This is a genomic window from Saccharopolyspora soli (genome assembly GCF_022678645.1).
Taxonomy (GTDB): Bacteria; Actinomycetota; Actinomycetes; order Mycobacteriales; family Pseudonocardiaceae; genus Saccharopolyspora; species Saccharopolyspora soli.
Genome location: NZ_JALBWV010000127.1, coordinates 1 through 9,939 on the forward strand (window position 1 = coordinate 1; position 9,939 = coordinate 9,939).

The 9,939-nt window shown below is 68.0% G+C and carries 7 protein-coding genes and 3 tRNA genes; 7 read left to right on the forward strand and 3 right to left on the reverse strand.

What is annotated here, in order from left to right; translation table 11 throughout:
* Positions 1-198 precede the first annotated feature (198 nt).
* From MOQ72_RS43105 to MOQ72_RS43120, 4 genes are all read left to right on the forward strand, one after another.
* The gene (locus tag MOQ72_RS43105; protein WP_242191850.1) at positions 199-975 is read left to right on the forward strand and encodes an HAD family hydrolase; all 777 of its coding nucleotides are present in this window, start codon (positions 199-201) and stop codon (positions 973-975) included.
* Positions 976-1,152: 177 nt separating this feature from the next.
* Positions 1,153-1,224: transfer RNA gene (locus tag MOQ72_RS43110), tRNA-Gln, on the forward strand.
* Between the two features lie 65 nt (positions 1,225-1,289).
* Positions 1,290-1,362 (forward strand) — tRNA-Glu (locus MOQ72_RS43115).
* Between the two features lie 406 nt (positions 1,363-1,768).
* Positions 1,769-1,844: transfer RNA gene (locus tag MOQ72_RS43120), tRNA-Glu, on the forward strand.
* A 309-nt stretch (positions 1,845-2,153) separates the two neighbouring features.
* On the opposite strand, the gene MOQ72_RS43125 is transcribed toward MOQ72_RS43120, so the two are convergent.
* On the reverse strand, positions 2,154-2,855 hold the full coding sequence (locus MOQ72_RS43125) for an IclR family transcriptional regulator (RefSeq protein WP_242191851.1): 702 nt from the start codon (positions 2,853-2,855) through the stop codon (positions 2,154-2,156).
* Between the two features lie 89 nt (positions 2,856-2,944).
* Between MOQ72_RS43125 and leuC the strand changes: the two genes are divergently transcribed.
* From leuC to MOQ72_RS43140, 3 genes are all read left to right on the forward strand, one after another.
* Complete coding sequence (gene leuC, locus MOQ72_RS43130) at positions 2,945-4,351, forward strand: 3-isopropylmalate dehydratase large subunit (RefSeq protein WP_242191852.1); 1,407 nt, start codon at positions 2,945-2,947, stop codon at positions 4,349-4,351.
* 28 nt (positions 4,352-4,379) lie between these two features.
* Positions 4,380-4,982, forward strand: coding sequence for a 3-isopropylmalate dehydratase small subunit (gene leuD, locus MOQ72_RS43135; RefSeq protein WP_242191853.1), 603 nt, complete (start codon positions 4,380-4,382; stop codon positions 4,980-4,982).
* A 232-nt stretch (positions 4,983-5,214) separates the two neighbouring features.
* Positions 5,215-5,826, forward strand: coding sequence for an HU family DNA-binding protein (locus tag MOQ72_RS43140; RefSeq protein WP_242191854.1), 612 nt, complete (start codon positions 5,215-5,217; stop codon positions 5,824-5,826).
* 693 nt (positions 5,827-6,519) lie between these two features.
* Here the strand turns inward: MOQ72_RS43140 and MOQ72_RS43145 are convergent.
* Both MOQ72_RS43145 and MOQ72_RS43150 read right to left on the reverse strand, forming a co-directional pair.
* Positions 6,520-7,500 carry an NUDIX hydrolase gene (locus tag MOQ72_RS43145; RefSeq protein ID WP_372495655.1) on the reverse strand — a complete coding sequence of 327 codons (981 nt, stop codon included), beginning with the start codon at positions 7,498-7,500 and terminating at the stop codon, positions 6,520-6,522.
* Between the two features lie 11 nt (positions 7,501-7,511).
* Positions 7,512-9,788 carry an RNA degradosome polyphosphate kinase gene (locus tag MOQ72_RS43150; RefSeq protein ID WP_242191856.1) on the reverse strand — a complete coding sequence of 759 codons (2,277 nt, stop codon included), beginning with the start codon at positions 9,786-9,788 and terminating at the stop codon, positions 7,512-7,514.
* Between the last annotated feature and the right edge of the window lie 151 nt (positions 9,789-9,939).

Below are 9,939 nucleotides of genomic sequence, written 5' to 3' on the forward strand. Positions count from 1 at the left end.
GGCCCCCCGCCCCCCCCCCCCGCCGCCGCCCCCCCCCCCCCCCCCCCCCCCCCCCCCCGGGGGGGCCGGGGGGGGGGGGGGGGGGGGGCGGGGGCCCCCCCCCCCCCCCCCCCCCCCCCACGACTCAACCGAAACAGCCCGGCAGGATCACCGTCTTGGCCGAGTCGGACGCGGTGGGTGAGCGCCTAGCCTCGCGGGGTGACATCCGCGTCTGAAGAATCAACCACCCGCGAACTCGGACAGATCAAGGCCGTCTGCCTCGACATCGACGACACCCTGCTCGACAGCGGGAGAGCGGCTCGACACGGCCTACGGGAACTCGTCGGCAGCGACCGGGCCTGGCCGGTGTGGCAGCGCACCACGGACCAGCACTACGCGCGGTTCGTCACCAACGAGATCGACTTCGACGTGATGTGCGTCGAACGCACCCGCGCGTTCTTCGCGGCCTTCGGCGAAGACATCGACGACGCCGAGGCCGCCCGCCGGGAATCCCTGCGGATGGCCGCCATGCAAAGCGCCTGGGGACTGTTCGACGACGCCCGGCCGTGCCTGGACTGGCTGCGCGCCAGCGGCCTGCGGCTCGCCGTCATCACCAATGCGCCGAGTGCCTACCAGCGCAAGAAAATCGCCGCCGTCGGCCTCGCCGACGCCTTCGACCAACTGGTCATCTCCGACGAGCTCGGCGTCGCCAAACCAGACCCGCGCATCTTCCACACCGCCTGCCGCGCACTGGGGTTGAGCCCGGAAGAAGTCGTGCACGTCGGCGACAAACTCGACGCCGACGCGCTCGGCGCCACCCAAGCCGGGCTGCACGGCGTCTGGCTCAACCGCAACGGGACCGAAGCCCCGACCGGACACGTGCCGACCATCACGAGCCTCTTCGAACTACCCGAACTGCTCGTCTCGGACCTGCCCGCCATCCCGGCCCGCCCGCCGGTCACCACCGGCGGCCGCATCGCCGAACTGGTCCGCTGAAAACCGGCATCCGGGCCGCCACAGCCGCCGCCACCTGCGACGATCCCCGACCGAGGGGGGCGAATTTCCACGCCCCCGGAGATGGTCTAATATTCTCAGCGACGCGGCGGACAGCAGCCCGGAAGCCGGACTTCTCGCTGAGGAGATCGGAAAACGGCGGCTGGCCGTCCAACACCATGGGGTATGGTGTAATTGGCAGCACGACTGATTCTGGTTCAGTTAGTCTAGGTTCGAGTCCTGGTACCCCAGCGAGCAGATCACCGACTTGATGTGGCACATCGACGTCGGAAATGCAAGTGATCGCTCGACAACAAGGTCCCGTCGTCTAGTGGCCTAGGACGCCGCCCTCTCAAGGCGGTAGCGCGGGTTCAAATCCCGTCGGGACTACAAGAGTGGGAGAGCCCTATCTACGGAATGCGTAGATGGGGCTCTTTTCGTCATTTCATTGGGGGGCCGAGCCCCCAAGCCCCCACGGTGCGGTGGGGGGCTTTTCGAGTGCTCCTTGCTTCCGGTTTCGTTCCCGGCTTGGATTGCCAACCAGCAGAGAGGTGCCACCACATTTTCGACCAACGGAGGGGTGTCGGATTTCCGCCAGCTGGACTGGGGCTCCGGACTGGGTTTCGTCCCGCGGAGCGGGTGTTCGCGGTGTTGGGTGCTTTCGGCTTGGGGCTCCGGGTGGGTGGGGTCGCCTGGCGGCGTGAGGCCTCCGGCTGGGGTTGGGGTGTTGATCTTTTGTTGATGGGGGTGGGGGTTTGGTGGTTGTGGGGGTGTTGTAGAGTTCTTCGTGTTGCTCGGTCCCGTCGTCTAGTGGCCTAGGACGCCGCCCTCTCAAGGCGGTAGCGCGGGTTCAAATCCCGTCGGGACTACCAGTAGGGCCCTACCCGCTGCTTGCGGGTAGGGCCCTTTTCGTTCCGTCTCTGTCGGCGCTTCGCGCCGTGTCCCTGTTGTGTCGGCGCTTCGCGCCGTGGGGTTGTGGGGTGCTGGTGGGTTGTGGCGCTTCGCGCCTGTGGGGTTTTTGGTGGCGCTTCGCGCCTGTGCGGGGTTCGCGTCTTCTTTGCTTCTTTGTGGTTTGGGTCTTTGGGGTTAATTGTCGGCGCTTCGCGCCGTGGCTTTTGGTTGGTCGCTGGTTCGTCGGCGCTTCGCGCCGTGTTCGGTCGCGGGCGTGGTTGTTGTGGTGGTTATAGGCGGTTTTGTAGGGCTTCTGCTGCTGCTAGTAGGTCTGCTGCCCAGCGGGCTCCTGGGCGGCGGCCCATTCGGTCTATGGGGCCTGAGACCGATATTGCTGCTACTACGTTGCCTTGGGCGTCTTTTACCGGGGCTGAGACGCTGGCTACTCCGGATTCCCTTTCGGCCACGCTTTGGGCCCAGCCCCTTCTTTGGACTTCCAGGAGGGTTCTCTCGCCGAAGACCGCTTCCGCTAGGACCGCTCTTTGGGTTGCTTGGTCTGCCCAGGCCGCTAGGACTTTGGCTCCGGAGCCTGCCGTCATCGACAGGGCCGTTCCCACTGGGACCGTGTCTCTCAGGCCGCTGGGGGGTTCTGCCGCCGCTATGCACAGGCGTTGCATTCCGTCCCTTCGGTAGAGCTGGACGCTTTCGCCTGTTATGTCGCGGAGTTTCGGCAGTACCGTTGTCGCCGCTTCCAGGAGCGGGTCCACCGCTCCGCCCGCTAGTTCCGCTAGGGCCGCTCCTGGGCGCCAGCGGCCGTCCGAGCCCCTTCTCAGGAGTCGGTGCACTTCCAGTCCTACCGCTAGGCGGTGGGCCGTTGCTCTTGGCAGCCCTGTTCGGCTGCACAGTTCCGCGAGGCCGCAAGGCTCGATGGCGACGGCCTGCAGGACGGCCACCGCCTTGTCCAGTACTCCGATGCCGCTATGCTGTCCCACGTACCGATACTAACTTCCCGGAATCTGGGAAGTCCACTCTGTGGGAGAGACCCGAGTTCGGGTCTCGGCAGGCTCGACTGGGAGCAGCGATGGGAAAAACACTCGCGGAGAAGGTTTGGGACGCGCACATCGTGCGCCGTGGTGCGGGGCACGAGCCCGACCTGCTCTACATCGATCTCCACCTGGTGCACGAGGTCACCAGTCCGCAGGCTTTCGAAGGGTTGCGGTTGGCCGGTCGGCAGGTGCGCCGCCCCGATCTGACGTTGGCCACCGAGGACCACAACGTGCCCACCACCGGGCTCGACCTGCCGATCGCCGACCCGGTGTCCCGGACGCAGGTCGAAACCTTGCGGACGAACTGCGCGGAGTTCGGCATCCGGCTGCATCCGATGGGCGACGCCGAGCAGGGCATCGTGCACGTCGTCGGCCCGCAGCTCGGGTTGACGCAGCCGGGCACCACCGTGGTTTGCGGTGACAGCCACACCTCGACGCACGGCGCGTTCGGCGCGTTGGCCTTCGGCATCGGCACTTCCGAGGTCGAGCACGTGCTGGCCACCCAGACCTTGCCGCTGAAGCCGTTCAAGACCATGGCCATCAACATCGAGGGCACGCTGCGGCCGGGAGTGACCAGCAAGGACGTGATCTTGGCCGTGATCGCCAAGATTGGCACCGGTGGTGGGCAGGGTTACGTGCTGGAGTACCGCGGCGAAGCGGTGCGCCAGCTGTCCATGGAAGCCCGCATGACGATCTGCAACATGTCGATCGAGGCCGGGGCGCGGGCTGGCATGATCGCCCCGGACGAAACGACTTTCGCCTACCTGAAGGGGCGCCCGCACGCCCCCGAAGGCGCGGACTGGGACGCCGCCGTCGAGTACTGGAAGACGCTCCGCACCGACGACGACGCCACTTTCGACGCAACAGTCACGCTGAACGCCGACGAGTTGACCCCGTTCGTCACCTGGGGCACCAACCCCGGTCAGGGCCTGCCGCTGGGCGAGCGGGTGCCGGATCCCGCGCGGATCGGCGACGAAGGCGAACGGGTCGCGGCCGAGAAGGCATTGGCGTACATGGGCTTGGCGCCCGGCACGCCGCTGCGCGAGGTGGCCGTGGACACCGTGTTCCTCGGCTCCTGCACCAACGGCCGGATCGAGGATCTGCGCGCCGCCGCCGAGGTTCTCAAGGGCCGCAAGGTCGCCGCCGACGTGCGGATGCTCGTCGTGCCCGGCTCGATGAAGGTCCGCGCGCAGGCGGAGTCCGAGGGCCTGCACGACGTTTTCACCGCCGCTGGCGCGGAATGGCGTTCGGCCGGTTGTTCGATGTGCCTGGGCATGAACCCGGATCAGCTCACGCCGGGCGAGCGCAGCGCCTCCACCTCCAACCGCAACTTCGAGGGGCGGCAAGGCAAGGGCGGCCGCACCCACTTGGTTTCCCCGCTGGTGGCCGCCGCCACCGCGGTGCGCGGCACCCTTTCCTCCCCCGACGACCTCGACGGATGAGGGCACGAACCCACAAGGAGCAGTGACGATGGAACCGTTCAAGACGCACACCGGGGTCGGCGTCCCGCTGCGCCGGTCCAACGTGGACACCGACCAGATCATCCCGGCGGTCTACCTCAAGCGGGTCTCCCGGACCGGTTTCGAGGACGCCCTGTTCGCCGCGTGGCGGGCGGATGAGAACTTCATCCTGAACCACGAGACCTTCCGCAACGGCAGCGTGCTGGTCGCCGGGCCCGACTTCGGCACCGGCTCCTCGCGCGAGCACGCCGTGTGGGCGCTGAAGGACTACGGCTTCCGGGTGGTCATCTCGGCCCGTTTCGCGGACATCTTCCGCGGCAACTCGGGCAAGCAGGGACTGCTGGCGGCCCAGTGCGAGCAGTCCGATGTGGAGCTGCTGTGGAAGCTGCTGGAGAACGAGCCGGGCACCGCCGTCACGGTCGATCTGGAGCGACGGACCGTGCACGCCAAGGACCTCACGGTGCCCTTCAGCATCGACGACTACACCCGCTGGCGGTTGCTGGAAGGGCTCGACGACATCGGTCTGACGCTTCGCCACGCCGAGACGATCGACACTTTTGAGCATGCTCGGCCGAGCTTCAAACCGGCCACCCTGCCCGCCCGAACCCCCTGATCTCGACCCTGATCGGGGGCGAGTTTTTCCCATTGTGCAAGGAAAAAACCGCCCCCGAGGGGACAACTGAACAGTTGCTCCAGGACCCCTGCGGAGGCCGAGCCCGGACTCGAAACCCCACGCCCCAAACGAAAAAATGAGGCGTGGCGAATGGCATTTGTTTGTCCGGGGCTTTACCGTTGACATTGAGTCGGCCCAACGGGGCCGTTGTTGTGTCCTGGGAGGGACTGAAGTGAACAAGGCCCAACTCATCGAGGCTCTGGCAGAACGCCTCGGCGACAAGAAGACCGCCAGCCAGGCTGTGGAAAGCGTTGTGGACATCATCGTTCGCAACGTCAACAAAGGCGAGAAGGTCAACATCACCGGCTTCGGGGTTTTCGAGAAGCGGGCCCGTGCCGCACGCACCGCTCGCAACCCGCGCACCGGTGAGAGCGTGAAGGTCAAGAAGACCAACGTTCCGGCCTTCCGCGCTGGCACCCAGTTCAAGGAAGTTGTGGGCGGACAGCGGAAACTGCCGCGCGTCTCCGCGGCCAAGGCGGCCACCACCCGTGGTGCGACCACCAAGACCGCGACCGCCCCCAAGGCCGCAGCCGGTACTCGCGCCAAGGCCACCGCCACGCGGGCGGCCGCGACGAAGACCACCGGCCGCGCAACGGCGAAGGCCGCCGCTACCAAGGCCGCTCCGAAGCGGACCGCTGCCAAGGCGACCGCTGCGAAGGCGACCACGAAGCGGGCGACCACGGCCAAGGCCGCGCCGAAGGCCGCCGCCAAGACCACGGCGGCCAAGACCACTCGTCCGGCAACCAGGAAGGCGACGACCACGCGCAAGTCCACGAAGAAGTGAGTGCTCGCTTCCGAGCACTGGTGGACCGAGCGGGCGGCGAACTAGCCCCAACGAGGGGCAGTAGCCGCCCGCTCACGGCAACAAGATCCTGTTGCTGGATGCGATTCGCGTAGGTGGAAGCCCGGCGGCGCCTCAGACGCCGCCTAGGCGGCGGGATCCCCGACTCAGTTTGTGTCCGGACGCAGCGTCGGGGTTTTCCGCGTAAGCGGGGGCCTGAGCGCCCGCGAGTGGTCGATCCGCGCGCGTGGTGCGACGGTGCCGCGCAAGCGCTGTGAGAAGGCCGTGGCCGCCGGATCGCCGGTGGGCCATGGACAAGTGCCAGTGGGCGGTGCGCAACGCCCACACGGCGCGATCAGGGCCCCGTAGCGGCGGTGCAGCGGTGCTGTGGTCCGTTGAAGTCGGGGCGTCGGCGGGTGTTCGTCGACGCATCCGTCTCCTGTGGCCTTACCACGGCCCGGTGAAACCTCCGTGGCCTCGCCCCAGCAGCGGCGATCCGCGTGCGCGGGGCGGGAAAGTCCGGTCGGGGCGTCGCGGTCGGCGGACCGACGCGAGTTCTCAGTGCGTCTTCGGTCTGTCTTTGAAGCGGCGCAGCCGCTTGGCCCACGTACGCGGCTGGCACCGAGACGGCGACAGCAACTCCCGCAGGGGGCCGCTACCCGCACCGCCACGCGAAACGGGTTCGAAGACAGGCTGTCAGCCGAACGGGTCTGCCAGGTAGTCGGCAGCGGCCAGCCGCAGCGCGGGACCCCTGCCGTTGCTGGAATACCGGTCCCGGCTGAAGGTCAACGTCCAAACGCTGCCCTTCCGGCTGGCCACCTCGCCCAGTGCCAGCCCGGCCGAATCAGCCAGTCGGGTCACCAGATCCGGGATGGCACCGCCCTGGCTGCACACCAGCGCGGTGCCGGTACCGGCCGCGATGCGCAGCATCCGGTCCACTGCCGCCGCCGGGTCGGTCAGATACCCCTCTTCGGAGAACAGCGGCTCGATGGCGATGTCGATTCCGAGGTCGGCGGCGATCGGCGCCACTGTTTGTTCGCAGCGCAGCCGCGGTGCGGAATAGATCCGAGTCGGACCGAACAACGGCAACAGGGAATGCAATGCGTCGCGCTGGCGCTGACCCGCTCGGCTGAGCGGGCGCAGCACGTCGTCCCCGGCCCATTCGGACCGTTTGCCCGCTTTCGCGTGCCGCACCAGCAACACGGTCGCCGAATCGACCGGCAGCTGGTCGAAAGCGTCGAGCACGCCCACATCGTGCGGATAGCTGAGCAGTCCGCGGGCCTGGTCCATGCGCAGCCAACGCAATTCGTCCACTTCGCTGTTCCGGGTGAAAGCCCCGTCGTGGGCCCGAGCGCTGAAGTAGTCGACCACTTTCGGTGCGCGGCTGCCGTCCAATTCCGGCACCGAGTAGTTCACCCGCGTCAGGAATCGGGACAGCACGCAGGAAAACCCGGTCTCCTCGGCCACCTCGCGAGCCGCCGCGTGCGCGGGCAGCTCACCGGCATCGAGTTTGCCCTTCGGCAACGACCAGTCGTCGTAGCGGGGCCGGTGCACCAGCGCCACCTCGATGCCGTCGGCGCTCGGCCGCCACAGCACGGCCCCGGCCGCCCGGATCGGTTCGCCAGCCGCATCGGTCCGCTCGTCGATTTCGCCGGATGTCGGTTGGTCCTCGGTCACGCTCATCTTCCTCAACGCACCTTCGCGCCGTGCAGGCGCAGCATTTCCACCTGGTGGTCGCGGACCTGCTCGCCGCTGCGGGGGGACGGCTCCCAGTCTCCCTTCGCGTTGAGCACCCAGCAGCGCGTCGACGGGTGCAGCGTCGAGTCGAGCATCGCGTCGAGCTGCGCGGTGAGCTTGGCGTCGGTGACCCGCACCTGGGTTTCGATGCGGCGGTCCAGGTTCCGGTGCATCATGTCGGCGCTGCCGATCCAGTGCTCGTCGATGCCGACGAAGTGGAACACCCGGGAATGTTCGAGGAACCGGCCCAGGATCGAGCGCACCTCGATGTTCTCGCTGAGGCCGTCCACCCCGGCCTTGAGCGCGCAGATCCCGCGCACCACCACCTGCACCGGGACACCGGCCAGCGAGGCCCGGTACAGGCTGTCGATGATCTGCTCGTCGACCAGCGAGTTCACCTTCATCCTGATGCCGCACGGCAAACCCTGCCGGGCCCGCTCGCTCTCGGCCTCGACGCGCTCCACGATGCCGTTGCGGATGCCCTGCGGGGACACCAGGATCCGGCGGTACTGGCCGTGCCGGGCGTAACCGGTGAGCACGTTGAACAGGTCGGTGAGGTCGGCGCCGATCTCCGGCGAGGCGGTCAGCAGGCCGAGATCCTCGTAGAGCCGCGCGGTCTTCGGGTTGTAGTTGCCGGTGCCCAAGTGGCAGTAGCGGCGGATCGTCGAGCCTTCCTGGCGCACCACGAGCGCCGTCTTGCAGTGCGTCTTCAACCCGACCAGGCCGTAGACCACGTGCACCCCGGAGCGTTCCAGGGTTCGCGCCCACTGGATGTTGGCCTGCTCGTCGAACCGCGCCTTCAACTCCACCAGCGCCACGACCTGCTTGCCCGCCTCGGCCGCGTCGATGAGGGCGTTGACGATCGGGGAGTCACCGGAGGTCCGGTACAGCGTTTGCTTGATGGCCAGCACGTGCGGATCCGCCGCCGCCTGCTCGATGAACCGCTGCACCGAGGTGGAGAACGAGTCGTAGGGGTGGTGCACCAGCACGTCGCCCTCGCGCAGCGTGGCGAAGATGCTCTTCGGCGTCTGCCCTTCGGCGAACGCGGGATGCGTCGCGGGCACGAACGGCGCCTCCTTGAGATCCGTGCGGTGCAACCGGTCCAGCTGGAACAGGCAGGACAGGTCCAGCAAGCCCTTGACCTCCACCACGTCGTGCTGGTCCACCTCCAGCTCGCGCAGCAGGAGTTCGAGCATGGTCTCGCTCATCGTTTCGGTGACTTCCAGCCGCACCGGCGGCCCGAAGCGGCGCCGCGCGAGTTCCCGCTCCATGGCCTGCAGCAGGTCTTCGTCGCGGTCCTCCTCGACTTCCAGGTCGGCGTTGCGGGTGACCCGGAAGATGTGGTGCTCGGCGACCCGCATGCCGGGGAACAGCTTTCCCAGGTGTGCGGCGATGAGCTCTTCCAGCGGCAGGAACGTGGCGTGTTCGTTCTCCCGGTCGGCTTCCACGCGGATCAGCCGCGGCACGTTGTCCGGCACCTTCACCCGCGCGAACCGCCGCAACCCGGCGTCCGGATCGGCCACGGTGACCGCGAGGTTCAGCGACAGCCCGGAGATGTAGGGGAAGGGGTGCGCCGGGTCGACCGCCAGCGGGGTGAGCACCGGGAAGATGTGGTCCTCGAAGTAGCGGCTCAGCTTGATCTGGTCAGCGGTCTCCAGTTCGGCCCAGTTGAGGATCCGGATGCCGTGCGCCGCCAGCTCGGGCACCAGTTCGTCGAGGAAGACCCGGCTCAACTTCTCCATCAGGTCCTGGTTGTGGGCGGAGATCCGGACCAGTTGCTCGTGGGGGGTCAGTCCGTCGGCGCTGCGCACCGAAAGGCCGGTCTCCTCGCGGCGCTTCAGCCCGGCGACCCGGACCATGTAGAACTCGTCCAGGTTGGACGCGAAGATCGCGAGGAACTTGGCGCGTTCCAGCACCGGCTGCGACTTGTCCTCGGCGATCGCCAGCACCCGCGCGTTGAAATCCAGCCAGGACAGCTCGCGGTTGAGGTAGCGGTCCTCGGGCAGGTCGGTGGTGGCTGCCGCGCGGGTCACCGCGGGCGGCGCCGATGGCACCCGGGCGCCGTCGGAGTTCTGGGCGGCTGCCGGTTCGTCGGCAGCGACCGGGTTCCCGGCGCGGCGCGCCGGGCGGGGCGTCCGGCGCGTGGACCGTCCGCTGGAGGTTCGCTTGGCGGGCTGTTTGGAGGCCCGATCGCTGCTGTCGGTGCTCACAGGCCCATTGTCACCCATCAGGCGGGTGTGGCTCGACTTCTTGGCGGGTGTGCGACGTCATGGTCGTGGGGGGGGGGCCAGCACCGCGAAACCCCCACACCGCACCACCCCCCCACACCCCCCCGGCGCCCCCCCCCCCCGCCGCGCAGCCCGGCCGGCCGCGTCGGAG

Coding starts and splice junctions, on each gene's coding strand:
- leuC (WP_242191852.1), top strand. CDS start 2,945: ATGGGAAAAACACTCGCGGAGAAGGTTTGGGACGCGCACATCGTGCGC.
- MOQ72_RS43150 (WP_242191856.1), bottom strand. CDS start 9,788: ATGGGTGACAATGGGCCTGTGAGCACCGACAGCAGCGATCGGGCCTCC.
- leuD (WP_242191853.1), top strand. CDS start 4,380: ATGGAACCGTTCAAGACGCACACCGGGGTCGGCGTCCCGCTGCGCCGG.